The 26,978-nt window shown below is 61.1% G+C and carries 20 protein-coding genes; 7 read left to right on the top strand and 13 right to left on the bottom strand.

The window, feature by feature from the left end:
- Nucleotides 1-176: 176 nt before the first annotated feature.
- The 4 genes from AC0J1C_RS04705 (at nucleotide 177) to AC0J1C_RS04690 (ending at nucleotide 6,304) form a co-directional block, all read left to right on the top strand.
- Nucleotides 177-2,162 (top strand): HDOD domain-containing protein, encoded by a 1,986-nt coding sequence (locus AC0J1C_RS04705; protein WP_473045801.1) that lies wholly within the window; start codon nucleotides 177-179, stop codon nucleotides 2,160-2,162.
- A 24-nt stretch (nucleotides 2,163-2,186) separates the two neighbouring features.
- Nucleotides 2,187-4,361, top strand: coding sequence for a GGDEF/EAL domain-containing response regulator (locus tag AC0J1C_RS04700; RefSeq protein WP_375193046.1), 2,175 nt, complete (start codon nucleotides 2,187-2,189; stop codon nucleotides 4,359-4,361).
- A 236-nt stretch (nucleotides 4,362-4,597) separates the two neighbouring features.
- On the top strand, nucleotides 4,598-5,251 hold the full coding sequence (locus AC0J1C_RS04695; protein ID WP_473045800.1) for a class I SAM-dependent methyltransferase: 654 nt from the start codon (nucleotides 4,598-4,600) through the stop codon (nucleotides 5,249-5,251).
- A 45-nt stretch (nucleotides 5,252-5,296) separates the two neighbouring features.
- Nucleotides 5,297-6,304, top strand: a complete 1,008-nt coding sequence (locus AC0J1C_RS04690) for a DUF2156 domain-containing protein (protein ID WP_473045799.1) — start codon at nucleotides 5,297-5,299, stop codon at nucleotides 6,302-6,304.
- On the opposite strand, the gene murI is transcribed toward AC0J1C_RS04690, so the two are convergent.
- The gene (gene murI, locus AC0J1C_RS04685; RefSeq protein ID WP_473045798.1) at nucleotides 6,282-7,154 is read right to left on the bottom strand and encodes a glutamate racemase; all 873 of its coding nucleotides are present in this window, start codon (nucleotides 7,152-7,154) and stop codon (nucleotides 6,282-6,284) included. The genes AC0J1C_RS04690 and murI overlap by 23 nt on opposite strands.
- Complete coding sequence (gene nudC / locus AC0J1C_RS04680) at nucleotides 7,151-7,966, bottom strand: NAD(+) diphosphatase (RefSeq protein WP_473045797.1); 816 nt, start codon at nucleotides 7,964-7,966, stop codon at nucleotides 7,151-7,153. The genes murI and nudC overlap by 4 nt, the downstream gene beginning before the upstream one ends.
- A gap of 152 nt (nucleotides 7,967-8,118) precedes the next feature.
- Between nudC and plsB the strand changes: the two genes are divergently transcribed.
- On the top strand, nucleotides 8,119-10,587 hold the full coding sequence (gene plsB / locus AC0J1C_RS04675) for a glycerol-3-phosphate 1-O-acyltransferase PlsB (protein WP_473045796.1): 2,469 nt from the start codon (nucleotides 8,119-8,121) through the stop codon (nucleotides 10,585-10,587).
- Between the two features lie 26 nt (nucleotides 10,588-10,613).
- On the opposite strand, the gene AC0J1C_RS04670 is transcribed toward plsB, so the two are convergent.
- From AC0J1C_RS04670 to ppc, 6 genes are all read right to left on the bottom strand, one after another.
- Nucleotides 10,614-11,441 carry a class I SAM-dependent methyltransferase gene (locus tag AC0J1C_RS04670; RefSeq protein ID WP_473045795.1) on the bottom strand — a complete coding sequence of 276 codons (828 nt, stop codon included), beginning with the start codon at nucleotides 11,439-11,441 and terminating at the stop codon, nucleotides 10,614-10,616.
- Nucleotides 11,441-11,797, bottom strand: a complete 357-nt coding sequence (locus tag AC0J1C_RS04665) for a UDP pyrophosphate phosphatase (RefSeq protein WP_473045794.1) — start codon at nucleotides 11,795-11,797, stop codon at nucleotides 11,441-11,443. The genes AC0J1C_RS04670 and AC0J1C_RS04665 overlap by 1 nt, the downstream gene beginning before the upstream one ends.
- 120 nt (nucleotides 11,798-11,917) lie before the next feature.
- Nucleotides 11,918-12,613, bottom strand: coding sequence for a tRNA (adenosine(37)-N6)-threonylcarbamoyltransferase complex dimerization subunit type 1 TsaB (gene tsaB, locus AC0J1C_RS04660; protein WP_375193052.1), 696 nt, complete (start codon nucleotides 12,611-12,613; stop codon nucleotides 11,918-11,920).
- 34 nt (nucleotides 12,614-12,647) lie between these two features.
- Nucleotides 12,648-13,301, bottom strand: a complete 654-nt coding sequence (gene adk, locus AC0J1C_RS04655; RefSeq protein ID WP_091991502.1) for an adenylate kinase — start codon at nucleotides 13,299-13,301, stop codon at nucleotides 12,648-12,650.
- A 201-nt stretch (nucleotides 13,302-13,502) separates the two neighbouring features.
- Nucleotides 13,503-14,873: an HDOD domain-containing protein gene (locus AC0J1C_RS04650; RefSeq protein WP_473045793.1), complete on the bottom strand. Its 1,371-nt coding sequence runs from the start codon at nucleotides 14,871-14,873 to the stop codon at nucleotides 13,503-13,505.
- Nucleotides 14,874-14,932: 59 nt separating this feature from the next.
- The gene (ppc, locus tag AC0J1C_RS04645) at nucleotides 14,933-17,578 is read right to left on the bottom strand and encodes a phosphoenolpyruvate carboxylase (protein WP_473045792.1); all 2,646 of its coding nucleotides are present in this window, start codon (nucleotides 17,576-17,578) and stop codon (nucleotides 14,933-14,935) included.
- Between the two features lie 114 nt (nucleotides 17,579-17,692).
- Between ppc and AC0J1C_RS04640 the strand changes: the two genes are divergently transcribed.
- Nucleotides 17,693-17,926 carry a hypothetical protein gene (locus AC0J1C_RS04640; protein WP_091991508.1) on the top strand — a complete coding sequence of 78 codons (234 nt, stop codon included), beginning with the start codon at nucleotides 17,693-17,695 and terminating at the stop codon, nucleotides 17,924-17,926.
- A 25-nt stretch (nucleotides 17,927-17,951) separates the two neighbouring features.
- On the opposite strand, the gene AC0J1C_RS04635 is transcribed toward AC0J1C_RS04640, so the two are convergent.
- From AC0J1C_RS04635 to cysM, 5 genes are all read right to left on the bottom strand, one after another.
- Complete coding sequence (locus tag AC0J1C_RS04635) at nucleotides 17,952-18,296, bottom strand: hypothetical protein (RefSeq protein ID WP_008176163.1); 345 nt, start codon at nucleotides 18,294-18,296, stop codon at nucleotides 17,952-17,954.
- 133 nt (nucleotides 18,297-18,429) lie between these two features.
- The gene (mazG, locus tag AC0J1C_RS04630; protein ID WP_473045791.1) at nucleotides 18,430-19,290 is read right to left on the bottom strand and encodes a nucleoside triphosphate pyrophosphohydrolase; all 861 of its coding nucleotides are present in this window, start codon (nucleotides 19,288-19,290) and stop codon (nucleotides 18,430-18,432) included.
- Nucleotides 19,287-21,524 carry a GTP diphosphokinase gene (relA, locus tag AC0J1C_RS04625; protein WP_375193056.1) on the bottom strand — a complete coding sequence of 746 codons (2,238 nt, stop codon included), beginning with the start codon at nucleotides 21,522-21,524 and terminating at the stop codon, nucleotides 19,287-19,289. The genes mazG and relA overlap by 4 nt, the downstream gene beginning before the upstream one ends.
- Nucleotides 21,525-21,593: 69 nt before the next feature.
- Nucleotides 21,594-22,943 (bottom strand): 23S rRNA (uracil(1939)-C(5))-methyltransferase RlmD, encoded by a 1,350-nt coding sequence (gene rlmD / locus AC0J1C_RS04620; protein ID WP_473045790.1) that lies wholly within the window; start codon nucleotides 22,941-22,943, stop codon nucleotides 21,594-21,596.
- 22 nt (nucleotides 22,944-22,965) lie between these two features.
- Nucleotides 22,966-23,859 carry a cysteine synthase CysM gene (cysM, locus tag AC0J1C_RS04615; RefSeq protein WP_091991514.1) on the bottom strand — a complete coding sequence of 298 codons (894 nt, stop codon included), beginning with the start codon at nucleotides 23,857-23,859 and terminating at the stop codon, nucleotides 22,966-22,968.
- A 222-nt stretch (nucleotides 23,860-24,081) separates the two neighbouring features.
- Here cysM and AC0J1C_RS04610 point away from each other — a divergent pair, with 222 nt between their 5' ends.
- On the top strand, nucleotides 24,082-26,958 hold the full coding sequence (locus AC0J1C_RS04610) for an ATP-binding protein (RefSeq protein WP_473045788.1): 2,877 nt from the start codon (nucleotides 24,082-24,084) through the stop codon (nucleotides 26,956-26,958).
- Nucleotides 26,959-26,978 lie beyond the last annotated feature (20 nt).

Raw genomic sequence — 26,978 nt, 5'->3', positions numbered from 1 at the left:
GGTCTGGATCATCTAATCTGTAAAAATTCTACACATATCACGGATTAGATAATATATTGCTTAAAAAAAGAGCAATAAGTATTTAATAACGACGGATTATTGTCTAAGCTCTTTTCGACAATAAGAATGAACACTCCGTCATATATAGACTGTCTCACTGCACGGCAGGTAAGCCTATGCACATTGCGCCTGATCTACAGCTACCGAGCCTCCCGGAAGTTACCTTGCGGGCGCTCGATGCATGTCATCAGGACGAAAGCTACAGGACCATCAGCGAGATTGTCTCGGCCGACACCGCCCTGGTCGCCCGCATACTGGCCCTTACCAATTCAGCCCTGTACGGGCCCTCAACGCCGATCCGCTCGGTGGACCAGGCCCTGTTGCGCCTGGGCACCCATAGATTCCACACCCTGGTGCTCACTGCCGCGCTGCGTCAGCTCCTGTTCGAGCTCGGCGGTGACGAATGGCAGCAGCTCAGGGATTTCTGGCGTCACTCGCTGACCACCGCGCTGACCGCTCGAGCCCTCGCCACCCTCACCCGGTACCGGGAGCCGGACGAGGCCTTCATGCTGGGCATGCTGCACAACATTGGTGAATTGATTGCTATTAAAACGCCAGCGACCGAGGCGAAGCAACACTATCTTGACTGCCAGGCGGAAATTGCCGCAGACCTGGTCACCGCGTGGGGTCTCGGGCCCATGGCCGCCGATGCCATGCGGTATCAGCAGGCCTTGCCCAACGAGCTGCGAGACGCGGGCCACCTGGTGAAACTGATCAGCCTGGCAACCCGGCTCGCACTCTCGGACGCCGCCGGCATTGCCGCAGCCGGCACTGTGTTTGGTCTGAATGAAGAACTTACCCGGGAAATCAACCGGCGAATCAGTAACGAAGTATCCGGCATGGCGGCCTCGCTCGGCATTCCCCTGGACGAGGACTACTGCGGGGAAAGTGCGTCGCGCCAACTCAAACAGACGATCCTGCGCCAGGCCATGGCCAGCCAGGCCATCGGTCTGGCTGATATCAACGGCGAGGTGGATGACATCCTCGCCGAAACCGTCAACAGCCTGACCCTGGTAACCGGTCTCCCCGCCCTGTGCTTCGGACATGCAGGCGACAACCTTGTGCTCCTTTCCGGAACCATCGGCGAGGTACCGGAACTGGCGGTGACCGCCAAAGCCGGGGGCAGCGTACTCACCGAGGCGTTTATCTCAGGCCTGCCGGTGGGTCTTGGCGACCGCGCCCCGACGGTGCTCGACAAACAATTGCTGTCACTGCTTCACACCCCTTCCCTGCTGGCCATACCGGTGCAGAGTGGCGCTCACTGCCCCGGGGTCTTTGCGCTCGGCACGGACAACGACGCCCTCGAGAACACTCGCGAGCTGGCGCAGATTTTCACCAGCGAGCTTGCCTCGGTGCTTGCCAACCGGCCCATGCATACAGGTGCGGGTGGACTGGATGCCAGAAAGCTGGACCAGGACATGGCCCGGGAACGTTTGCGCCGACAGGTTCACGAAGTCAGCAACCCGCTGACCATCATTCGCCAGTACATCTACCAGCTGCGCAGCCGGATGGACGACGCCGACGTGCAGCAGGAACTGGATGTGATACGGGACGAACTGGACCGGGCGGGCAACCTGCTGCTGCAGATGAGCCACGCCGATACCCTTGGCGACGGTGGCGGAGGGGTGGAACTGAACACGGAACTGGAAAGCCTGGCCCGGATCCTTGAAGATAGTGTGTTCAGCGAGGGCAACCGGCAACTGGCCCTGAAGCTCTGCGCCAGCCCAACTCTGGTGGCGGCTGGGCCCACCGGCATACGCCAGGTGGTGATCAACCTGGTACGCAACGCCGCCGAAAGCCTGCCGGAGACCGGCGGCACCGTTACCCTACAGACAGCTTCCCCGGTATGGCAGAATCAGCGAACCTGGGTAGAGCTCGAAATTTCAGACACCGGCGCAGGGATTCCCGATGAGATCCGGGACAGACTGTTCGCGCCGGTGAGCACCACCAAAGGAGAGGGCCACAGCGGTTTGGGCCTGAGTATTGTGAAGCAGCTGGTTGATGACATGGAGGGCATCATCGCTTGTCGCACGGGGCAGGAAGGCACCACCTTCAGGATTTTGCTGCCGGCGGCCAGCCACAAAAAGAACGAGAACGACTGACGCAGAAACAATGGACACAGACCGATGGCACCTGAACACTCTGATCAGCCTTTCAGTCACGGGTTAACGGCACGGATTCTGGTAGCAGACGATGAACCCCGCCTGCTCAATACGCTGGCCTCGCTGCTACGTAGCCGGGGCTACGATGTTTTCGAAGCCCACGGCGGGCAAAAAGCCTGTGACCTGATCAGCCAGCAGGCCTTCGATCTGGCGCTCCTGGATCTGCGAATGCCGGAAGTAAACGGGTTCGACGTGATGGCGCGTCTTGCCGAGAGTCAGCCGGACTGCGGAATTATTGTGGTCAGCGGAGAAAGTTCGTTCAGCTCCGTCAGCCGCGCGCTCCGGCGCGGCGCCCTCGACTACATCCGCAAACCCTTCGACCCGGAAGAGCTGCTCGCCACCGTGGAAAGCGTCATCGGCAAGAAGACGCTTCTGGAAGCCCACCAGCACATCCAGATGCGCCTGGAGAAATCCGAGGCCCTGCATCGGTACATCGTCAACAGCTCGCCCGACATTGTGTTCATGCTGGACCAGGAAGGGCGCTTCTGTTTTGTGAACAGCAAGGTGGAGAGCCTGCTGGGCTACCGACCGGAGGAGCTGTGCGGGCAGCATTTCAGGCACATTCTCGACGATCGTGACGTCACCCGGGGAACCCTGGCCCTTAAAGGTCCGAACATCACCGCTGACAACCCGAGAACCCTGGAACTGCGCCTGAAAACCCGGGGCAGCCGGCGGGCAACACGCCACTTTGAAATCACCGCCTTCCCCATTGATCCACAGACCTGGCCCCATTCCGGCGTCACCCAGGGCGGCGGCAACGGCAACGGTGCCCGTTATTATGGAACCGCCCGTGACGTAACCGAAAGAAAGGAGGCGGAAGCCTTCATCAACTTCCAGGCCTACCACGACCTGCTGACCCGCTTACCCAACCGTGCCCTGTTCAAGGACCGCCTCGAGCTGGCCATCACCCATGCCAAACGGGGCGGGCAGAAGCTGGCGGTGATGTTCCTGGACCTCGACCGTTTCAAGGTGATCAACGACACCCTGGGGCACGCCATGGGCGACCGGTTGCTGCAGGCGGTCACGCACCGGCTGGAAAAGTGCCTGCGCAAGGGCGACACCCTCTCCCGCTTTGGCGGCGATGAGTTCACCTTGCTGCTTCCCTCGATCCACAATCATGAAGATGCCCGGCAGATTGCCAAGAAGCTCATTGACGCCCTCCGCGCGCCCTTCCAGCTTGGCGATCACGAGGTGTTCGTGGGCGTCAGTATCGGCATCACCATCTTCCCGGAAGCCGGCGAAAGCATGGATCAACTGATCCAGAACGCCGATATTGCCATGTACCACGTGAAGGCCAAGGGCAAGGACGGTTATCGTTTTTACTCGCAGAGCATGAGCATCGACACCGCCAACCGGCTGAACCTGGAACGGGACCTGCGCCAGGCGCTGGAACGGGACGAGCTGCGGGTGTTCTATCAGCCCCAGGTGTGCTCCCGCACCAATCGGGTGGTTGGCCTGGAAGCACTGGTGCGATGGCAGCACCCTGAGCGGGGGCTACTCTACCCTCGGGATTTCCTGCCCCTGGCGGAAGAAACCAAGCTGATCGGGCAACTGAGCGAGCGCGTGCTCGACCAGGCCTGCCAGGATGTGGGCCACTGGATCCGTGCCGGGCATCCGGACCTTCGACTGGCGGTCAACCTCTCACCGATCCAGGTGGAGCACCCCCGCTTTGTCGAAACCCTCATGCAGCAGGTCAAGGCCCACGATTTCCCACCCGGCAATCTGGAGATCGAGATCACCGAGAACGTGATCATGAACGATCTTGAGCAGATCAGTCAGAAACTGCGGGAACTGGCGTCGTTCGGCGTCCGCATTGCCATCGATGATTTTGGTACTGGCTACTCCTCACTGAATTACCTCCACCGACTGCCCATCCATACGCTGAAAGTGGACCAGTCGTTCGTCAAGGCCATCCGCAGCGGTGAAGACGGCGCCTGCATTGTGAACGCCATTGTGGCCATGGCCCATGGCCTGAAGCTCGAAATTGTCGCCGAAGGCGTGGAGACTGACGAACAACTGGAATATCTGAGAAGTCTGGGCTGCCATCAGGTGCAGGGCTTCTTCTACGGCCCCGCGCGGCCAGCGGCTGAAGTGTCCCGAAGCCTGGGCGTTACCAAGGCCCGCGCCGCATCCTTCTGAATACCAATTATCCATTGTCGGACACTCCGATATAAAAGCGCGATCTGGTTAGCAAAGTATTGCAGTGCGTTACTTTATGTATCCGGAAATGCGCAGTGCTGCACATCTTTCTCCCACCCTGTTCTCTAAGCTCATTTTCACAAGGCGCCAACCACCGATACGGCCTGCCCTCGCTCGGGCCGAAAACGACAACAAAGGTGGTGGCATCCAGGGAACAAGAACAGGCAGCTGTCATCATGCGCGACAAGTACAAGTACATTGGTCCGGTTTACGATTTCCTCAGCAACCTTTACAGCGGCAAGAACATCCACCGGTGCAAAACCGCCATGCTCGACGTGGAAACGGTCCGTCCCGGCGATCGCATCCTGTTTGCCGGCGTGGGTCATGGCCGCGATGCCATCCGCGCCGCCGAACTCGGCGCCGACGTTACCGTGGTGGACCTCTCGGAAACCATGTTGCGCAAGTTTGCCCAGGCCCAGGAAAAAGAAGCACCCGAGCTGACCATCCGCCGCATTCACAGCGACATCATGAAGGTGGAAGAGTTCGAGCAATACGACATGGTGGTGGCCAACTTCTTCCTGAACGTGTTTGACGAAGACATGATGGTGCGAGTGCTTGAACACCTGATCCGCCTCGGCAAGGCCGACGCACGGGTCGTGGTAGGCGATTTCTGCTATCCCACCGGCAACGTCCTCTCGCGTCTGTTCAAGAAACTCTACTGGTACATGGCCGTTTTCATCTTCTGGCTGTTCGCCAACAACGCCTTTCACAAGATCTACAACTACCCCGAACACATGCAGCGACTGGGCCTGCAGGTTACCGACAAGAAGCATTTCAAGCTTCTGAACATGAACTGCTACTGGTCCATTCTCGGGCGCAAGCAGGCCTGAGCGCCGGCACCTAACCACCAATAACAAGACACGGGGAGCAGAGACATGACGGATCAGATACTTGCCCTGGACAGGATCGGCGCGCTGGAAAGCGGTTCATTCACCTTCAGTGAACGTGTCGGCTACCTGAAAAAATACGGCATCCATTCCCAATCCTTCTCCACCCTGCAGCCGGGCATGCAATATTTCGATGTACCGGGCGTCGGCTACATTGCCTACATGCGCAAGTGGGGCGGTACCTTCGTACTGTCCGATCCGGTGTGCGCCCCGGAAGACTTCGGCAGCCTGCTGGAAAGCTTCCACCAGCAGTTCCCCAACGCCTGCTACATTCAGGTTTCCAAGGCCGTGGTGGACTTTCTGCATCTGAGATTTGGCCTTTACGGCACCCAGTTTGGCTGCGAGTCCCGCATTGATCTGGCCCGCTGGTCCCTGACCGGCAAGAAAAAGCAGGTATTGCGCACAGCCCTGAACCAGGCCGAGAAGAACGGCATTGTGGTCAAGGAGCGTTTCAGCGACGACCATACCCGGGAAATTTCCGAAGCCTGGATCCGTACCCGCAAGTGCAAGAGCAATGAAATCCGGTTCCTGATCCGCCCCATGGAGATGGACTATCGGGAGAATGAGCGGCATTTCTACGCCTACCAGGATGGCAAGGCGGTCGGCTTCATCTACTTTGACCCGATCTACCGGAATAACGAAATCATCAGCTACGTGCCGAACATCTCCCGGGCCAACGCCGACTTCCGCCAGGGCATTTTCTACACCCTCATGGCCCATGCCATGGAGGTCTTCAAGTCCGAAGGGGTGCCCTTTCTCGATCTCGGCCTTATCCCGCTGTCACTGGATCCTGCTACCGAGCACCAGGAAAGCCGGCTCCTGAAGCGGCTGATGCACGAGGTCTATGAGAAAGGCAACTTCCTGTATAACTTCAAGGGGCTGGAGTTCACCAAGTCACGCTTCCGCGGCGAGAATTTCAAGACCTACTGCTGCCATCGCCGGGCGCTGCCGGTGGTTGAGTTCCTGGCCATGTTCAAGCTGACCCGGCTGCTCTGACGCCGGGCTCCGCCGGCCAGTTACCGGCAACCTGTGCAGGCAACAGGCCCAGCCCGGCCATGAACGGGGCAATGCCCTCAGGCGCGGGACCGGAAAACAGAGCTGCCAGCACGGCCGTTTTTTCGCCTGCCAATGCATCATCCGGGTGAACGTCCGCGCCAGGAACCGCCAACCCCGCCTCGGCCAGCAGCCAGGCCACCCGCCGGGCAATCGCTTCGCCGGAGTCCACCCAGAAGCGTACTCCAGGCAGACTTTTACGCAGGCTCTCGAGCAACAGCGGGTAGTGGGTGCAGCCCAGCACCACCGTGTCCACCGCCGCAGACCGGAAAGGGGCCATTGCTTCGGTCAGTTCTCCTTCCGGAACCGCGTGCCCGGCAACCAGCCTCTCAGCCCAGCTCACCAGCCCCGGGTGCCCCATACGCTCGATGAGGCAGTCGCTGGCAAATTCCTCGATCAGACGGTCAATGTAGGGCCTGCGCACCGTGGCAGGTGTTGCCAGGAGCCCGATTCTGCGATTGACGGTTTTTGCGGCCGCCGGTTTGATGGCCGGCACCACGCCCACCACGGGTACGCTGGTCATTGCGCGCAGATGGGGCAACACCACCGTACTGGCGGTATTACAGGCCACAACAATCACATCGGGAGCGTACACCCCGAGAGCGCTCGAAATCAGGCGAGTGCAACGCTCGACAACCTCGGCCTCCGGCTTGTCGCCATAGGGAAAACCGGCGTTATCCGCCAGGTACACCAGATCCAGCCCCGGCAGTTGCCGATGGATGCAGTCAGCGACGCTGAGGCCGCCCACGCCGGAATCGAACACCAGAATCCTGGGTCCGTGCGTTGTCTTCAAACCGGAAGGCCTCCCTGGGTGATCTCTTTCTCCATGGCCCGGATAAGCCGGCCGGAAATGGTGGTTTGCGGCGGCACCGGGGGCGTATCGCCGGGCAGGAACCAGCCCGCATCCGCCAGTTCATCCTCCTGCAGCACCAGCTCGCCATCAGCGTAGTCGGCAAAGAAACCCACCATTAACTGGTGGGGAAACGGCCAGGGTTCGGACGCGTGGTAACGGATGTTGTTGACCTCAAGGCCCGTCTCTTCCTTCACTTCCCGTTTTACCGCTTGCTCCAGGCTCTCACCCGGTTCCACGAACCCGGCAATCAGGCTGTAGAAATGCCGTTTGACCCTCGACGATTTTGCCAGCAGCAGGCGATCCCCCTTCCGGATAACCACAATCACACAGGGCGCAAGCCGCGGGTACCAGGGTATGCCACAGGCATCACACCATTTGGCGCGCTCCACAGCGTGGAACCCGGTCAGTTCGCCACACCGGCCGCAATACCGGTGATCCCGCCACCATTGCCATACCTGGAATCCGGTGCTGAGCATTGCCGCGGGCGCATCCTCCATCATCAGCAGGGCGTCGCGTAGCGGAATCACCTCCCGCCCGGCAGCGGCGTCTTCCGGCACTTCGGTAACGAACACGCCGCACTCGCCCAGACTTCCAAGCGATACAGCCTCCGGCATGTCCCGCGAAAAAAGGGAGCCGTTTGCCGCGTGCAACCAGCCGGACGACGGCTTCACGATTCCCTGACCGTGGAGTGCCAGGATCAGGTCGCCCGCGGCGGGCTGCACCGTTGTCCAACCGGGTTTCCACTGACTCATTGAGACCACCATCTTTTTGCGCGCCTGGGCGATTGATTGATCATGCTGAAATGTACCACATTGCCGTACCGGCCAAGAACGCAGGCGCGACTTTCCGCCCCGTACTCAACCAAGTAAACTTGGCTCCTGTTTCTATAACGGAGTTGCACTTTATGCGTCTTTACCAGGGCATTCGCAGCCTGATCCTGGCCCTTTTTCGAAAGATCCTGTTTATCTGGGTCAGGACCGATGTCAGCGGCAACAGCGTTGAAGCCCTCGCCCTGGATCCTGACAAGCCGGTCTGCTACGTGCTGCAGTACAGCTCACTGTCCAGCCGCCTGGTACTGGAACAGGAAGTCATCCGCGCCGGACTGCCCGGGGCGACCGAAGCACTGCCCGTGAAGAACGGGCCCTCCCATTCGTTTTTCTTCCTGTATCGCCGGATCGGTGGCTTCTTCCGCGGCCGCCAGGCGCCGGCCCCGACCAACGAGTTCCAGGCCCTGGTTCATTATGGACTGGAGCACCCCGATCAGGACGTCCAGATTGTGCCGGTATCGCTGTTCTGGGGGCGCTCGCCCGACAAGGAAAAGTCCCTCGTTAAACTACTGCTTTCCGACACCTGGTCCATCGCCGGCCGCCTGCAGAAATTCCTGATCATCATGGTGCACGGTCGTAATACCTACGTGCAGTTCAATCAGCCGCTGTCCCTCAAGCAGGTCATCGACGAGTACCGCCACAGTGAGGAGCGTGCCAACCGGAAACTGGCCCGGATTCTTCGAACCCACTTCCGCCGGGTGCGCCAGGCGGTGCTGGGGCCAGACCTGTCGCACCGCCGTACCCTGGTTGCCGGGCTGGTGAGAACCCAGGCGGTCAAGGAGGCGATCCGGGAAACCGCGGCGAAAGATGACATTCCGCCGGAAAAGGTGCGGGCCAAGGCCTACAAGTACGCGGACGAGATTGCCGCCAGCATGTCCATTGTCACCATCCGCTTTCTGGAGGTGGTGCTGGCCTGGCTCTGGAACCGCATCTACAACGGCATCGCCGTCAACAACATTCGGGTCGTCAAGGAAGTCGCCCAGGACAACGCCGTGGTATACGTGCCCTGCCACCGGTCACACATCGATTATCTGCTGCTGTCCTACGTGCTTTACAAGAACGGCCTGATGCCGCCCCATATCGCTGCGGGCATCAATCTCAACATGCCTATCGTGGGACCGATTCTCCGCCGCGGCGGGGCCTTCTTCATGCGCCGGAGCTTCAAGGACAACCCCCTGTACGCCACCGTGTTCAACGAATACATGCACGTGATGTTCTCCCGCGGCTATTCGGTGGAGTATTTTGTTGAAGGTGGCCGCAGTCGCACCGGTCGCATGCTGCAACCTCGCCCGGGAATGCTGGCTATGACCGTGCGCAGCTTCCTGCGGGATCACCGCAAACCGATCGTCTTCGTACCTGTTTACATCGGCTACGAGAAGGTCATGGAGGGTCGCTCCTACCTTGGCGAGCTGCGCGGCAAGAAAAAACAGAAGGAAAGCATCTTCGGCCTCGCCAAGACCGTCCGCAAGCTCAGTAATTCCTTCGGCCGCGTTGCGGTGAATTTCGGTGAGGCCATTCCTCTGGCCGAGGTTCTAGACGATGTCCACGACAGCTGGCGCGATGAGGCCTACGATTCCGAGTACCGGCCGGCCTGGCTGAACCAGGCGGTTTCGGAGCTGGCGTTCCGGGTGGCCTCGAACATCAACGCCTCGGTTGCCGTAAATCCCATTGGCATGACGGCCACAGTGCTGCTGGGCACCGAGCGCCTCGCCATGGACGAAGGCCAGCTGATCCGGCTGATGGACCAGTACGCCGCACTGCTAAAGGCGTTCCCCTATGCCGAGACCGTTACCCTGCCGGAGGGCAGCGGCAAGGACTGGGTCGCCTACTGCGAGGGCATGGGCCTGATTACCCGCCAGCCCCAGAAGCTGGGCGACATCATCGCCCTCGAGGGCAGCAACGCCATTCTGATGACCTACTACCGCAACAACATCCAGCATCTGTTTGCCCTGCCCTCGCTGGTGGCCAGCCTGTTCGAGAACAAGGACTCCCTGGCCCGGGACAAGATTGTCTTTCTGGCCAGCGTGGCCTACCCCTACCTGCAGTCGGAGCTATTCCTGAAGTACCAGCCCGAGGAGGCAGAAACCGTTATCAACCAGTGGATTGACGTGTTGATTGAGCAGGGACTGCTGATACCGCTGGCGGATAACCGGATTGGCCGCCCTGAGGAAGGCACCGAGCCGATGCTGCGTCTTCGGGTCCTGTCGCGCTTTATCATCCAGACAGTAGAGCGCTATCACATCGCCCTTGGCATCCTGCGTAAATACGGCTCCGGCAAAATCAGCGCCACAGAGCTGGAAGAGCAGAGCGCCCTGCTGGCCGAGCGGATGTCGATCCTGTTCGGCCTCAACGCGCCGGAGTTCTTCGACAAGAGCCTGTTCCGCAACTTTATTGCCAACATGCAGAACAACGGCGTTATCACCACTGATGAGGACGGACTGCTCTGTTATGGGGAAGGCCTGGACGAAGTGGCGGATGATGCCCGACTGGTGCTGAGCGTGGAAAAACGCCAGGCCATCCAGCAGGTCACCATGATGGGCGCCTGAGGGTGCCCTCAGGCCCGGGGTGCCACCTATTGGGTGGGCAAGGCCCTGATGGCATAGACGTCGTACCGGCTGCTCTTGCCCTCAACCCGGGTCGAGGGCTCGGGGCCGGCAATGGCCGATGCCTTCCTGGGACGCTTCACCACGACCCGGTAGCGGGCATGCCCCAGGGCCGCGGCAAGCAGCCGTTTGGAATCGTCGTCGTCACCCACCAGCAGACGAAACACCTGCATTTCCTTCTTCACCAGCGCAGATTTGTCCCGGTGTGGGAACATCGGGTCCAGATAGACCACATCCGCGGACTCGCTCTCTGCCTGTTCCAGCCAGTCGATGCTGCTGCCGTCGCGCAGCTCCATGCGACCAATGATGTCGCTGCACTCCACGTTCAGAGCGGCGCGGGCCAAACCGTCCTCCAGCAGGGCATGAATGACCGGGTGGCGTTCAAACAGCGTTACCCGACAACCCAGGCTGGCCAGCACGAAGGCGTCCTGCCCCAGCCCCGCCGTGGCATCGACCACATGCAGACAGGCCCGGGTTTTCTGCAGCCCCACCGCCCTGGCCACCAGCTGTCCGGTGCCACCACCATGCTCGCGGCGGTAGCCCATCTTGCCGCTGACAAACTCGGCGCGCACCGGCCCGGGCGCCCCTTTGCCGGTCATCTGGAGGCCCAGCCCCTGGTCATCAAGAAACAGCAAAAGGGGAAAGTCGCGCACGGCTTTTGGAACAACCACGCCAAGGTCCTTCAGTTCAAGGGAATGCGCCAGGGCCGCAGCCTGCTGACTGTCACCGAGAGGGCTGCGAGCAACGGCAACGCTGTCGCGCCAGGAAGTAAGAACCGGGTCGTCGGATACAGACATCAAACCAGGATATCGATACCGGCGACATCTGCGCCGGCGTCCTGGCCGGCCGCGGCAACAGAGGCAAAGGTTGAAAGGGCTCGTGCCGCCGGCAGGGAAACCTCATCGGCCCGAAAACGCTCCAGGCGGGCATCCTCAGAGGCACGGCGGGCTTCAACCCGACGCTCCAGGCTTTCGGTGGCACTGCGCTCACGGGCAGGAGCCTGTGGCTGGTCCGCCAGGTCGCGGCGAGCCGGATCCGGCGCTTTCTCAGGAGCGGCCGCCGGGGCCCGGGCCACGTCAGTGCGTTCCCGCAGGGGACTGTTGTTACCAGTCTGGAAACCAAGGGTGTTGCCCGGATTAATGCCGCCAATCATGTTCAGATACCGCTGGCCGGATGGAGATGGTGTGCAGGGACAAAGTATGGAAGATTCAGCGGCGGAAGAAAAGTCGACTGTTCAAATTCTGCACAGAATCCCGATCACAAACATCGAAAATCATCGACCGGGCAGTTTCTTCCAGGTCACTTCATCGCGGATATAAACTGGCTGCGCCTGCTCCGCCGGAACGGACTGTCCCCGCGCCAGGTCTACCTCTGCAAGTCTTGCCACCCAACTGGCTCGAAGCAACAGCGTCTCGTCTACGGTGGCGACGCGGTCAGACACCTCTGCGGGCATCTGCGATCGGTACTGCCATCCGGGACCTACGCCACACCAGGGATCGTAACCATCGGCCAGGAGAACGCTCTCGGGCGGGCACACCTGCTCGTCGCGCAGGGGGTCAGGCAGTCCCCCACGGGCGGCAAAGCAGCCCCAGTAGACTTCACCCATGCGGGCATCGAAGGCAACGGCAATGCCCCGGCCGTCCGCCAGGTTGAACGTATCAATGGCTCCAAAGGCAACCGCCCTCAGGGAGGAAACCGGCACCACCGGAATTTCCAGCCCCCAGGCCAGGCCCTGGACAACACCCGTGGCAATCCGCACCCCCGTGAACGAACCGGGACCCCGGGCAAACGCCAGGGCGTCGAGGTCGGCGGGCACCAGACCATGCTCTGCCAGCAGCTCGCGTACCATGGGCATCAACAGGCGGGTATGCCCCCTGGGTGCCAGTTCGAAGCGCTCGGAAAGTTCACCATCCGTCAGAAGGGCCGCGGAGCAGCCCTCTGAGGAGGTATCCAGTGCCAGCAGTTTCACGGGTGTGAAAGCCTCGGGTCAGGAAAAGGTCGGATTACTTGAGCTCAGACAGGATCTGGTCGCGAATGCTTTCCAGGCTACCCACGCCCTCTACCCGCACGTATTTGGGCGCTGCGGAGGGGTCCTTGGCAGCCCAATCCTGGTAGTAGCCAACCAATGGAGCCGTCTGGTCGTGGTAGATCTTCAGGCGGCGACGAACGGTCTCTTCCTTGTCATCCTCGCGCTGAACCAGCGGATCTCCGGTCTCGTCGTCCTTGCCTTCAACCTTGGGCGGATCGTATTTCACGTGATAGATACGACCGCTCGCCTCATGCACTCGACGGCCGGACAGGCGGCTGACAATCTCCTCGTCGTCCACGGCGATCTCAACCACGTAATCAATGGCGATGCCCTGCTCTTTCAGAGCTTCGGCCTGGGGAATGGTGCGGGGGAATCCATCCAGCAGGAAGCCGTTCTTGCAATCCGGCTGCTGGATACGCTCCTCGATCAGCGCGATGATGATGTCGTCAGAGACCAGCCCCCCGGTGGCCATGACTTCCTTCACCTGTTTGCCCAGCTCGGACTCGGCCTTCACTGCGGCCCTCAGCATGTCTCCCGTGGAGATCTGGGGAATACCAAACCGTTCAGTGATGAACTGGGCCTGGGTCCCCTTGCCTGCGCCCGGCGCGCCTAACATGATGATTCGCATAACGCTGTGCTCCCGTTGTAGTCATTATCGTTTGAAAAGCTGTGGCAAATACCTCTGCCTTTGCGACAGCCTCTCCTGCCCGGAACAGGTGTCAGCCGGGACCGGCGAAGGCGCATTATACGAACTCAGCCACCACAGAGAAAGTCGACCTCCGTATCATGCACCGAAAGGACGCATCGGGAGGCAGGTCAGGGCTGATCGTCAGGATGACAGGGAGTTGGCCAGTGCGTCCAGGTCGGGCGCCACGCGGTCCATATCGGCGGTAAGATCCCCGATGATGTCCGGCCCCAGCCCCAACTGGTCCAACATGGCGGGAACATCGTCCGGATTGAACTCGTCACCAATGCCCCGTTCCTTGAGCAGGGCATTGGCAAGTTGCACCATCACCACATAGTGCTCGTGCTCACCGTGATAACCGGGCTGCTGATGGACACCCGCGGCCTTGACCACCGGATCCGGAAGCTGCCAGAGACGATGTAGTATGCCGCCGATGGCGCCGTGCCCCACCGACAGGATTTCCTGACCGTTACCCGAACCGAACACCTGTTGCTCCAGGGAGTGCATGCTGGCCTCGGGATTGGCCTCCCGGAGCTGGTTGAGTTCGTCGAACTCGGCGGGGAACAGGTGGCCCACCAGCAACAACCCGAAGTTGTGCAGCAGGCCACACAGGTAGGCAAGCCCCTTGTCGGCGCCACAGCGCGGCGCAATACTCTGGCACAGGAACGCACAATACAGGGAATGGCGCCAGAAACTGTCCATCCCCAGCATGCCCTTGCGGGGCACATCAAAGGCGCGCACCGAGGCAATACCCAATGCAATGTGGGCCACCCGGTCAAATCCCAGAACCCGGGTAACCGCTTCCTGTACCGAATGAATCTGGCCGGGATAGTTGAACAGCGCCGACCGGGCGTAACGCATGACCTGAGCGGTCAGGCTCGGGTCGAACTCGATCAGCTCGGCCAGTTCCCGGGCTGTAGCGTCGGTATTGGCCGTCAGCCTCAGGATACGAAGGGCCAGTGCCGGCATCGGCGGCAAGCGATACAGCCGCTGCAGCTTGTCGGCCACCTCTTCCAGAGTCAGTGCTTCCCGGGCACCATTGCCCGGGCCCCGAATCACCAGGTGGCCTTCTCGGGCGCCAGCGAGCGCCAGCCGGAAGTCACGGCCCGTCATTTCCACCAGGGAATGGTCTGTGCCACTGGTGAAAACCACAGTTTCCGCCTGCAGGACATCTTCATCAACAATAACAGCCAGGTCATAGGCCTGCCCGATCGGCGGCGTGAAACCCGGGTCGCAGTCCCCGAACAGGCGCATGGTCTGGCGGGCGGTCAGGGGTTGCAGGCGTCGGCCAGTCAGTTGTTGAACCGCATCGGGATCGAGGGAACTGTCAAACCGGTGCACGGCCATGACCACGCCACTGATGTCGATCAGCAGGGTTGCCCGGATGATCTTCTCCTGGCTCAGCCCGGAGGCAATGACAGCGGCGTCGAGGCTGGTGACCTGATCGATCGGCAGCTCCCGGTAGTTGAGCCCCTTGCGGGCAAAGAAATGATCTAAACGCGCTGCCAGTGCCACACCCTGCTCCTGTCAAATAATGATCAATGGCCGGTTCCTCCGGCCCCTGCTGTCAATACTCAGCCGGTGTTGCGCATGCCCGCGGCAATACCGGCCATGGTCACCTTCAGAGCCCGCTCGACCAGCTCGGGCACCTCGCCCTTGCCCTCGCTCTCGCGGTCCCTGCGGAGCAACTCCGCCTGCAGATAATGAAGTGGGTCCGTATAGGGGTTACGCACTTTCATGGAATGAGCGAACACCGGCTCATCCTCGAGCAGCTCGTTCTGCTCCTTGAGTTCAAGCAACCGCTGAATACAACCCTGCAGGCGAACCCTCAGGCTCTCACCAAGGGACGTGAGCCGGTCATCATCCAGCAGTGTCTGTTCATAGTAGCTGGCAATCCGCAGGTCGGCCTTGGCGAGAACCATTTCCAGCATGTCCACATAGGTTCGGAAAAACGGCCAGCCCTGCATCATTTGCCGCAGCACCGGCAGCCGGTTATCCCTTGCCGCCTCTTCCAGCGCCACATCACTGCCCAGCCAGCTGGGCAACATCAACCGCATCTGGGTCCAGGCAAAGATCCAGGGGATCGCGCGCAGGCTCTCCACGCCGCCGGTGGCCTTGCGGCGGGCCGGACGGCTGCCCAGGGCCAGCTTGCCCAGGGCCTGCTCCGGCGTTACCTGCCGGAAATAGGGCACGAAGTCCGGGTTCTCCCGCACCACATCACGGTAGGCCTTCAGGGACCGCTCGGTGAGCCAGTCCATGGTTTCCCGCCAGCTGTCCTCGGGCTTCGGAGGGGGTGCCAGGGTGGCTTCAATAACTGCCGTGGTGTAGAGGGTCAGGCTCTGGACCGCAAGCCGGGGCAGACCGAATTTGAACCGGATCATCTCGCCCTGCTCGGTGATCCGGAAGCTGCCGTTCACCGACCCCGGCGGCTGGGACAGGATGGCGCGGTTGGCCGGCCCACCCCCGCGACCCACGGTGCCGCCGCGGCCGTGGAACAGGGTCAGGTGCACGCCATATTCGCTGGCCACCCGGGTCAGCTCCTCCTGCGCCTGGTATTGCGCCCAGGCGGCCATCAACTGGCCAGCGTCCTTGGACGAGTCCGAGTAGCCAATCATCACTTCCTGACGGCCCTGGCAGTACTCCCGGTACCATTCAACCTCGTACAGGGCAGCCATGCTGCCCGGTGCACCGCGCAGGTCATCCAGGGTTTCAAACAGAGGCACGACCCGCATCGGGAATTTCATGCCCGATTCGCGCAGCAGCAGGATCACGCTGAGCACATCCGAGGGCTTGCTGGCCATGGAGATCACGTAGGAGCCCAGCGCTTCGGGGGTCTGTCGGGCAACCACTTCGCAGGTGGCCAGTACCTCCCGAACCGGATCAGACGGCTCCCAGTTGCGCGGCACAAGCGGCCGCCGCCCCTGAAGTTCCTTCACCAGGAAAGCCTGACGATCCGCCTCCGACCAGGACAGGTAATCCCCGAGCCCAAGGTAATTGACCATTTCCGCCACTGCCTCCGCGTGCCGCGAGGCCTCCTGACGGATATCCAGGCGTATAAGCGGCAGACCGAAGGTGTGGGCCCGGCGAATGGTGTCCAGAAGCGGTCCGTTGGCAATGGTCTCCAGGCCGCACTCCACCAGGGAGCGATAGCACAGCTCCAGGGGCCCGGTGAAGTCCTCGTTCTCGAACAGGATGCCGGAGGCGTCGGCGGATTCGCCATTGACACTGGCTTCGGCCCAGTCCCGGGTGCGAATCAGGCGTTCGCGGAGGTCTGCCAGTACCTGGCGATAGGGCTCCCGGGCATCGCCAACGACCGCCCTGAGTTCATCGCTGGCCTGCCACATGGACAGCTCAGCCCGCAGGGCCTGGATATCGCGCAGGTACAGGTCCGCCGCCATCCAGCGCCCGAGCAGAAACACCCGCTCGGTTACCTGATGGGTCACATTGGGGTTACCATCCCGGTCGCCCCCCATCCAGGAGGCAATACGGATGGGCGATGCCCCCAGGGGTAACCCGCTGCCGGTGGCTTCCTCCAGGGAGAGATCCAGGCTGCGCAGAAACTGCGGCAGGGCCTGCCAGAGGCTGTTTTCGATCACCGCAAAGCCCCATTTGGCCTCATCCACCGCCGTTGGCCGTTCGTGCCGGATTTCGTCGGTGTGCCAGGCCTCGGTCACCAGCTGGGCCAGCCGGTCGACCACCTCGTCACGCTCAGCCGGCATCAGGTCCTCATGGTCCAGCCTGGCCAGGCAATCGGACATCTCGTCGTACTTCATGATCAGGGTCCGACGGGCCACTTCGGTGGGGTGCGCGGTCAGCACGAATTCAATCCGCAGATCAGAGACCCGGCGGTGCAGCTCCTCGGCACTGATGCCGCCCGATTTCAGACGCCCGAACACTTCCCCCAGGGATTCCACCATCAGGTCGGACTGATGACCACGTTTTCGGCGAATGCCGTGGTACTGTTCGGCCAGATTCGCCAGGTTCAGGAACTGGTTGAACGCCCGGGTCACCGGGAGAAGTTCGTCGTCGCTGAGCTTGCCCAGAAGGTTGACCAGCCGCTGCCCGGAGCCGCTCTCCTGGCGCCGGTCTGCCTTGGCGGCGGCCCGGATCTCCTCGATCAGTTCGTAGCACTCCTGCCCTGGATAGCCGCGGATACTCTGGCCCAGAAGCTCGCCCAGCATTCGGACATTCTCTCGCAGATCGGGGTGTAGCTCAGTCACATTGACGTCCTTTTGAATTGACGGAGGCAAAGTAAACTTACGATACTAAGGAAACGACGAGAAAGTCTATTGGCGATTCAAGCCTGTAGCCGCGAGTAGCCGTAAGGAGCCATCATGAAGGTGACCGATCTGCCCAAACACTGGGAAAAGCAAAAAGAGCCTGTGGAGCGCACCCACGACTACAATCTACGCCTGCCCCTGGAAGATGCAGCACGGGTTGCAGCGCTGGCCGAGCTCTACCCCGACCGCAGCGAGAGCGATATCCTGAACGACATGATTGGCGCGGCCCTGGACGATCTCGTTCGCCAGAGCCCGCTGAAGGACAAACTGGAAGGGAAAGACAAGTAAGCGGTGACGGGCAGTCCCCTGCCCGTCAGGCCACCGACTCCAACTGCCGGGCCTTGAGCCGCTGGATGTGCTTCTGGCTCAGGCTGACAAACTTCGGTGTCAGCCCCTGGTCCTCATAGATCTCGAAGCCGTCTTCGTCGTAGGCCACTACTTTGGTGCCCTGAACGTAGGGAAAGCTGGTTTCCATTTCGTCCAGTGCGGCAGAGATAAGATCGCGCATCAGATCCTGCGGCGATTTCATCGGGTAGAGTGCTGCAAGCTTTTCCAGGCGCTTGTGATGCTGGTCAGACAACGCCATGAAATAGGCGTCTCGGGTAAGCCGACCGCGTGCATGCTTGTCCCAGTAGTTGACCAGATCTTTGATCTTCATGGTGCCTTCACTCCTGCATCTTTTCGCTGGCGTACGGCGCACTGCATCTGTGCATCCGTTTCCGGAAGTGTAGACGAAGCCGTCGGTCCGGGGGCAAGGAAATTGGTAACGGATTGTACTTACCGGACCGCCGTCACGGGCGGCCCCCGCCCTCCCGCTCGACACCCTTGACCGCCTGCCAGACGGCATCCAGCGCCTCGAGCGATTCTTCGTCCATGTCACGCCCCTCCCGCTCCAGCACTTGTTCAATGGCCCGGAAGCGGGCATCGAACTTGTGGTTGGTGCGATTCAGGGCCTGCTCAGGATTCACCTTCATGAACCGTGCCAGATTGACGCAGACAAACAGCAGGTCGCCCAATTCGTCTTCAACGGCATCCGGATCGCCGCTTCCGGCCTGCGCCGCCTGCCACGCCTCCTTGAGCTCGTCGATTTCCTCGTGCAGCTTGTCGAACACGGGGCCGATCTCGGGCCAGTCAAAGCCGTGGCGAGCCGCCCGCTTCTGGAGCTTCTCGGCCCGGGCCATGGCCGGCAGGGTTCGGGCAATGCCATCCAGCCGACTGGTAGCCGCCTCGGCATCCGGAGCCGGCTTCATGGCCCGTTCCTCCGCCTTGATCCTTTCCCAGCTTTCCTTGATCCAGGCTTCATCGGGCCGGTTATCCGGGTCGATCCGGCTGTCCAGGGTTCCCTCTGGAAAAACGTGGGGGTGCCGGCGCACCAGCTTGCGCACCAGATGGTCCACCACACCATCAAAATCGAAGTGGCCATCCTCCCGACCCAGCTGGGCATAGAAGATCACCTGGAACAGCAGATCACCCAGCTCGTCCTTCAGGTGCGGATAGTCTTCCCGCTCAATGGCGTCCGCCACTTCGTAGGCTTCTTCCAGGGTGTGGGGCACGATGGTCCGGTAGGACTGTTTGGTGTCCCAGGGGCACCCGGTCTCCGGGTCCCGCAGGCGCGCCATCAGCGTTTTCAGGTCCTCGATGGTGTATCTCATCCCCGCTTTCGCCTTACGTCGATAATATTGGGCAGGTTGCGGATCTGCGCCAGCAGCCGCGCCAGTTGCTCCAGACTGGAAATCTCCACGGTGACCGTCATGGTGGCGGTGTTCTCGTCCTTGTTGCTGAGGGTATTCAGCGCCAGCACATCACTCTTGGAGGACGACAGCACCTGGGTAATGTCCCGCAGCAGGCCAGACCGGTCGTAGGCTTCTATCTCGATATCCACCGGATAGACCGCCGCTGGCCGACCACCCCAGCTCACCTCGATAATACGGTTGGGCTCAAACTCGCGCAGATTCAGGAACGTGAGACAGTCCTGGCGGTGCACCGTCACTCCCCGTCCCACTGTGATGTAACCACCGATGGCGTCACCGGGCAGGGGTTTGCAGCACTTCGCCACCTGGGTTTTCAACTTGCCGACACCGACAATCTGGATATCCGATTCGGTATCGTAGGGCTTACGCCGCGCCGTCGTCAGCTTGAGATCCAGCTGCTCGGACTTGGGCTCCAGCATCTGCTGGGCCACGTTGGCCACGTGGGTGGGGCGAAGATCACCGGCGCCAATCGCGGCAAACATGTCCTCGGCGCTGTGATAATTCACCTTCTCCGCCAGCTCTCCCAGATCCACGTCATACAGTGACAGGCGCTTGAACTCGTCTTCCAGAATGGCCCGGCCGTCAGAGATATTGCGACCACGATCCTGTTGCTTGAACCAGTGGGTCACCTTGGCCCGGGCCCGGGAGGTCTGGATGTAGCCCAGGCTAGGGTTCAGCCAGTCGCGGCTGGGCGCCGGGTTGTTGGAGGTCAGGATAAACACCTGGTCGCCGGTTTTCAGGGGGTAGGTCAGCGGCACGATGCGACTATTCACCCGCGCGCCACGGCAGGCGTGACCAATCTCGGTGTGGACCCGGTAGGCGAAATCCACCGGGGTGGCGCCCTGGGGCAGGTCCACCACATGCCCCTCGGGGGTGAACACATAGACCCTGTCGGAGGCCACGTCGGATTTAAGATGGTCCGCCAACCCGGACAGGTCCCCCAGTTCTTCCTGCCATTCCAGAACCTGGCGCAGCCAGTTGATCTTGGCATCGTACCCGGTGGACTTGTTGCCCTTGTCCGTGCCCTTGTAGAGCCAGTGGGCACAGACCCCCAGCTCCGCTTCCTCGTGCATCTTGTGGGTGCGGATCTGCACTTCCATGACCTTGCCCTCGGGCCCGATCACGGCGGTGTGCAGGGACTGGTAACCGTTTTCCTTGGGGTTGGCGATGTAGTCGTCAAACTCATTGGGAATGTGGCGCCAGAGCGTATGCACGATACCCAGGGCGGCGTAGCAGTCGCGTACTTCGGGTACCAGGATGCGAACGGCACGCACATCGTAGACCTGGGAGAAGTCGATACCCTTGCGCCGCATCTTCCGCCAGATACTGTAGATATGTTTGGCCCGACCGGTAAGCTCTGCCTCAATGCCATAGGCCTTCAGTTCGGTCTGCAGGGTTTCGATGACGCGCTTGATGTAGCTGTCCCGGTCGAGGCGCTTCTCATCGAGCAGCTTGGCAATTTTCTTGTAGGCCGAGTCGTGCAGGTAACGGAACGAGAGATCCTCCAGCTCCCACTTGATGTGGCCAATGCCCAGGCGGTGTGCCAGCGGCGCGTAGATATCGAAGACTTCCCGGGCCACGCGCATGCGCTTTTCTTCCGGGGCGTTCTTCACCGCCCGGATGGCGCAGGTACGTTCGGCAAGCTTGATCAGGGCAACCCGGACGTCGTCGATCATGGTCACGAGCATCTTGCGGACGTTGTCCAGTTGGCCCTCGCTCTGCCCCAACACGTTGCCCTTGAGAGGATGATGGATGGAGGATATCGCCGCCATCTGCTGGACGCCGTTGATCAGGCCGGCCACCTCGTCACCGAACGCCTTGCGTATCTCCTCCAGGGGCACCCGCTCTTCCCGTACGGCGCGGTAAAGGATGGCAGCCACCAGGCTGGCCTGATCAAGGTGCAGCTCGGCCAGCACCTGGGCCATTTCAATGCCAATGCGGAAGCTGCTGGACCCGGGTGCCCAGAGGCGATCCTCCCGAAACGCCTGCAGGTCAATCTCGGCCGCCTTCTCGCAGGCGCGACGAAACTGGTCCGGGTTGTCCAGGTGGGTTTGCGAGGCAATCTGGTTTACCCAGCCCTCAATGTCCACCTGGCCATCGCCGGTCATCGCGTAGTCTTCTCGAACTTTTACCATATCAGTCTTGTTGTTCCTGATGGTTTGCTCAGCCATCCCTGACTGGCCGTTATCCTCTCAGCAAGCCCGTCAGACAGCGTCGCGCTCAAACAGTGCAATCGATTCCACATGGGTGGTGTGCGGAAACATGTCCATCACACCCGCCTTCTTCAATCGGTAGCCGTTGCGCACCATAACGCCGGCGTCCCGGGCAAGGGTTGCCGGATTGCAGGAAACGTAGACAATCCGCCTGGCCCCGAAAGCGGTCAGGTATTTGCAGATGTCCTCGGCCCCGGAACGCGGGGGATCAATCAGGATCTTGTCGAACCCCTCCTTCGCCCAGCTCTGCCCGGTAAAATCCCCATGCAGGTCAGCGCCGTGGAAGGTGACATTCTCCAGACCGTTCAGTTCCGCGTTTTCACGACCCCGGACCACCATGGTCTCGTCGCCCTCAACGCCCACTACCTGGCCACCTTTGCGGGCCAGCGGCAGGGTAAAATTGCCCAGCCCGCAAAACAGGTCGAGCACGCGGTCTTCAGGCTGCACATCCAGCCATTCCACGGCCCGGTGTACCATGGCCCGGTTGATGCCTGCATTGACCTGGGTAAAGTCCATGGGATGAAACGCCAGGGTCAGGTCGAACTCGTCCAGCCGGTAACTCAGTCGCTCGTCCTGCGGGCCGGAAGACTCCGGCCAGATCCGGTGGACGGTGTCAGGGCCCTTGGGCTGCAGGTAAATATGCAATTGATGGGCCTGACCGAAGGCAATCAGCTTCTCGCGATCGCTTGCCGACAGCTCGTCCATGTTACGGAACACCATCACCGCCACATCGTCACCACAGGCCACTTCCACCTGGGCAATCCGGCTGTAGGCCTCAAGGTCATGAAGCAGATTGCGCAACGGCAGGATGCGCTCACCGATCCGGGGATCCAGCACCACACAGCGATCGATATCGGTCAGGAAGCTGTTGCGCTTTTCCCGGAACCCCACCAGCACGGATTCACGGGCCTTAACATAACGCACGCCCAGACGCGCCTTGCGGCGATAGCCAAGGCTGTTTTCCGAGCGAAGCGGCTCGATCCACTGCTCCGGCTCAATGCCCCCGAAGTGGGCAAAATGCTCACGCAGGGTATTTTCCTTGAACCGGATCTGCGCATCGCCACTCATGTGCTGCAGGCTACAGCCACCACACAGGTCGGCGAACTCGCAGGGCGGGGTCTGGCGATCTACAGCCGGCTCCAGCACCTCCAGGGTGCGCAGCTCATCGAATTTGCTGCGGCTGGAGACCACCTTGGCCATCACGGTTTCCCCGGGCAGGGCACCGTCAACGAACTGAGTCTTGCCATCCTGGCGGGCGATACCACGGCCATCATGGCTCAGTGTTTCAATCTCACAGCGCACGGGCTCTTTGGGAAGAACCTTCCTGCGTCGTCTGCTCATACTGGGTTCTCTTGAAAAGGATTCAGGCGCCGGGAAACACACCGGTGGACAGGTACCGGTCGCCACGGTCACAGATAATGGCCACGATGATGGCGTTTTCAACCTGCTGTGAAAGCTTCAGCGCGGCCGCAATGGAACCGCCGGAAGACACGCCACAGAAGATTCCCTCTTCAGAGGCCAGGGCGCGCATGGTGTTTTCGGCCTCTTCCTGGCCGATATCCAGCACCTGATCCACCCGGGTGGCGTCATAGATTTTCGGCAGGTAGGCTTCGGGCCAGCGCCGGATGCCGGGAATAGAGGCGCCTTCCTTCGGTTGCAGCCCGATAATCCGGATATCAGGGTTGCGCTCCTTCAGGTACCTGGAAACCCCCATAATAGTGCCCGTGGTTCCCATGGAGCTGACGAAATGGGTGACCCGGCCGCCGGTCTGCTCCCAGATCTCCGGACCCGTTGTGCGATAGTGAGCCAGCGGGTTGTCCTGGTTGCTGAACTGATCGAGTACTTTGCCCTTGCCCTCGGCTTCCATTTTGAGTGCCAGGTCACGGGCGGTTTCCATGCCCTCTTCTTTGGTCACCGTGACAATCTCCGCACCGTAGGCCCGCATGGAAGCCCGGCGCTCCTCGCTCATATTGGCGGGCATGATCAGAACCATCCGGTAACCCTTGATGGCCGCGGCCATGGCCAGGGCGATGCCGGTATTGCCGCTGGTCGCCTCGATCAGGGTGTCACCGGGCTTGATCTCACCCCGGCGCTCGGCTTCCTGGATCATACTGATGGCCGGCCGATCCTTCACCGAGCCGGCCGGGTTGTTGCCCTCCAGTTTGGCCAGAATCACATTGCTGGTGTCACCCGGGAGACGCTGCAGGCGAACCAGAGGGGTATGGCCAACAAAATCTTCAATGGTGGGAAAATGCATAGGATTACCCTGTGGTACACTTTTGGCTTCGCATGATACGCGTAATGACGCCGGTCTCCCAATACAGCTTCTCGCTATATCCATGACCGGCGGCTATATCCGCCGGCATTATCTGGCGCAGCCGGGACTGATACCACAGTTATCCGCCTCCGGATCAACTATTCTTCACAGGGACGTACTCCGCACCGGGTGCGGAGCAAGGCATTGACTCAGGAACACCGTATGCGACGTTGGGGCATTCGCAAGAAAGTTCTGGTGGTAACTCTGGTTCCCACCCTGCTGACCACGCTGATGCTGGGACTTTTCTTTACCTACAGCTGGGTCAACAACATCGAGAGCCTGCTCAGGGATCGGGGCGAATCTCTCTCCCGGCAACTGGCGGCCGGCTCCGAATACGGCCTGTTCACCGCCAACCGGAGTCTGTTAAGCAGCCTTTCCAACGCCCTGCTCGAGGAGCAGGATGTCCGCTCCATAACCTTCTTCGGCAGTGACGGCTCGCGCCTGCTGCACACTGGTCCGGGCAGTTCGGACACGGTCCAGGCAAGTGAACTGAACGCGGAACAGGCCACACGGGTTTCCCGCCAGGACAGCACCCGCTTTGTCACACCGGTGTTTCTCCAGGATCTGATGATCGAGAACATGCTGGACCCGGATGCGCGACAATCCATGTCGAGCCTGCGCGAACCCCTGGGCTGGGTGGTGGTGGAGATGTCCCACATCCGGACCGAAAAGGAAACCTACAAAGCCCTGCTGATCTCACTGCTGCTGGTGCTCGCCGGCGTCATCATCAGCCTGGTGATCGCCCTGAGGCTGAGCCGGGCCTTCACCAACCCGGTGTTCGAGCTGAACGCGGCCGTGGCGAAGCTCAAGGAAGGAAAACTGGATACCCGGGTTTACACCGGGGCAGGCCCCGAATTCGAGCAGCTGGAATCCGGCCTCAACGCCATGGCCGAGGAACTGAGCAAAGCCCAGGCCGAGATGCAGCAGAACATCGATCAGGCCACCGAAGACCTCCGGGAAACCCTGGAAACCATCGAGATCCAGAACATCGAGCTGGACTTTGCCCGCAAGGAAGCCCTGGAGGCCAGCCGGATCAAATCCGAGTTCCTGGCTAACATGTCCCACGAGATCCGCACCCCACTGAACGGTATCATCGGGTTTACCGAGCTATTGCTCAAAAGCCCCCTGCCCCGGCAGCAGCGGGACCACCTGAGCACCATCCGCAAGTCCTCGGAGATACTGCTGACCATCATCAACGATATTCTCGACTTCTCGAAGATCGAGGCCGGCAAGCTGATCCTCGATCGGGTGCCTTTCCAGCTTCGCGATATTGTCGAGGAGGTGATGGTGATGCTGGCCCCGGCGGCCCACAGCAAGAACCTGGATCTGGTGCCGCTGGTCTACAACGATGTGCCCGACAACATCATGGGCGACCCGCTTCGGGTGAAACAGGTCATTACCAACCTGGTGAACAACGCCATCAAGTTCACCCAGACCGGCGAAGTAGTGCTCCGGGCCAGCCTGGAGGAAGAAGATGCCGAGTCCAACCAGGTTACCCTGCGCCTGAGCATCTCGGATTCCGGCGTGGGCCTCTCCAGGGCACAGCAGCAGTCGCTGTTCAATGCCTTCAGCCAGGCCGATGCGTCCACGGCCCGGCAGTACGGCGGCACCGGCCTCGGCCTGGCCATTTCCAAGCGCCTGGTGGAAGAGATGGGGGGCAAGATCGGCCTGGAAAGCGAACTTGGCAAGGGCTCCACGTTCTGGTTCACACTCACCTCCGAACTTACCGGCGCAGGCGAGGCGGTTGCCCCCAGAGACGCCTTGCGGGGCGAACGGGTGATCTACCTCGAACAGCAGAAAACCACCGGTCTGGCGGTGGAACACCTGCTCCGTGACTGGGGTATGGTGGTGGACCGGGTCGCCTCGCCAGGGGCGCTGCAGGAACAGATAGAGGAAGCCCAGAAGAGCCAGACCGGTTACGCGCTCGCCATCATCGGTATCACCCGCCACCTGCTGAACTCGAGCCAGTACTGCGGGCTGGTGCGCACCCTGGAAATCGAGCGCGATTGCCGTACCCTGCTGCTGACCCCGACACTGGAAACCCACGACACACCGCTGTCCGGACTGGCCAGCGGGCACCTCACCAAACCGGTGTGTCGTGGCGCGCTGTACGACGAGCTGCTGCTTCTGGTGCACGGCATCAACACGGGCGGTCGACTACCGGAAGAACAGGAAATTCCGGGCAAACGCCTGACCGGCAGCCCGGTGCCACGGGTCCTGGCCGTCGACGACAACGAAGCCAACCTGAAGCTTGTCATGACCCTTCTAGCCGACTGCCAGCTTGAGGCGGAGGGCGCGTCGAGCGGGTTCGAGGCTCTCAGCAAGGCACGACAGAAGCCGTTTGATCTGGTGTTCATGGATTTGCAGATGCCGGGAATGGACGGGGTTGAAACTACCGCGCGGCTTCGGGAAATGGACACCGGCAACCACCGCACGCCCATTATCGCGTTGACCGCCCATGCCCTTGCCGAAGAACAGGACCGGCTCACCCGGCAAGGGTTTGACGGCTATATGGCCAAACCCATCAGCAGCGGCCAACTGAATGACATCATTCACGAGTACACCGGTTACGTATGTCCCGGTGCCACTACCGGCGGCCGGATTCAGGTACCGGAGATTCGCGACACCCGTCGGGCGCTGCGCCCATCCACGAGAAAGCTTCAGCAGGATTGCGTCAGTGTTGACGAGAGCATCCAGCTGGCTGCGGGCAAGGCCGACCTGGCAGAGGAGCTGTTCAGCATGCTGCTGGAGCAGGTGCACGTCGACAGGGAGCGCATTCCGGAATTATGGAGCGCTGACCGAATGGACGAACTGCTTGAGTGCGTGCACAAGCTTCACGGCGCGACCCGTTACTGTGGTGTGCCGGAATTGCGGGCCTCGGCCAATCGCCTGGAAACGGCCATCAAATGCTCCGCGGCGGATCTGGAGCACCAGAAGGATCAGCTGCTCTCCGCCATGGAACGGCTGCAGATCTGGAGCGACCAGACCGACTGGCAGCAGCTGTTCCGCGAGCGCCACCAGGCAGCCGAGACCAGCTGACCTTTCCGGTTCCGGGCCCG

The organism is Marinobacter sp. E2, assembly GCF_055755345.1.
The sequence above is the reverse complement of the archived record's forward strand: the minus strand, read 5'-3'. Positions and strand labels throughout refer to the sequence as shown.

Coding starts and splice junctions, on each gene's coding strand:
- plsB (WP_473045796.1), top strand. CDS start 8,119: ATGCGTCTTTACCAGGGCATTCGCAGCCTGATCCTGGCCCTTTTTCGA.
- relA (WP_375193056.1), bottom strand. CDS start 21,524: ATGGTAAAAGTTCGAGAAGACTACGCGATGACCGGCGATGGCCAGGTG.
- AC0J1C_RS04640 (WP_091991508.1), top strand. CDS start 17,693: ATGAAGGTGACCGATCTGCCCAAACACTGGGAAAAGCAAAAAGAGCCT.
- AC0J1C_RS04705 (WP_473045801.1), top strand. CDS start 177: ATGCACATTGCGCCTGATCTACAGCTACCGAGCCTCCCGGAAGTTACC.
- cysM (WP_091991514.1), bottom strand. CDS start 23,859: ATGCATTTTCCCACCATTGAAGATTTTGTTGGCCATACCCCTCTGGTT.
- AC0J1C_RS04670 (WP_473045795.1), bottom strand. CDS start 11,441: ATGTCTGTATCCGACGACCCGGTTCTTACTTCCTGGCGCGACAGCGTT.
- AC0J1C_RS04690 (WP_473045799.1), top strand. CDS start 5,297: ATGACGGATCAGATACTTGCCCTGGACAGGATCGGCGCGCTGGAAAGC.
- mazG (WP_473045791.1), bottom strand. CDS start 19,290: ATGAGATACACCATCGAGGACCTGAAAACGCTGATGGCGCGCCTGCGG.
- nudC (WP_473045797.1), bottom strand. CDS start 7,966: ATGAGTCAGTGGAAACCCGGTTGGACAACGGTGCAGCCCGCCGCGGGC.
- AC0J1C_RS04610 (WP_473045788.1), top strand. CDS start 24,082: ATGCGACGTTGGGGCATTCGCAAGAAAGTTCTGGTGGTAACTCTGGTT.
- rlmD (WP_473045790.1), bottom strand. CDS start 22,943: ATGAGCAGACGACGCAGGAAGGTTCTTCCCAAAGAGCCCGTGCGCTGT.
- AC0J1C_RS04635 (WP_008176163.1), bottom strand. CDS start 18,296: ATGAAGATCAAAGATCTGGTCAACTACTGGGACAAGCATGCACGCGGT.
- adk (WP_091991502.1), bottom strand. CDS start 13,301: ATGCGAATCATCATGTTAGGCGCGCCGGGCGCAGGCAAGGGGACCCAG.
- AC0J1C_RS04665 (WP_473045794.1), bottom strand. CDS start 11,797: ATGATTGGCGGCATTAATCCGGGCAACACCCTTGGTTTCCAGACTGGT.
- AC0J1C_RS04700 (WP_375193046.1), top strand. CDS start 2,187: ATGGCACCTGAACACTCTGATCAGCCTTTCAGTCACGGGTTAACGGCA.
- AC0J1C_RS04695 (WP_473045800.1), top strand. CDS start 4,598: ATGCGCGACAAGTACAAGTACATTGGTCCGGTTTACGATTTCCTCAGC.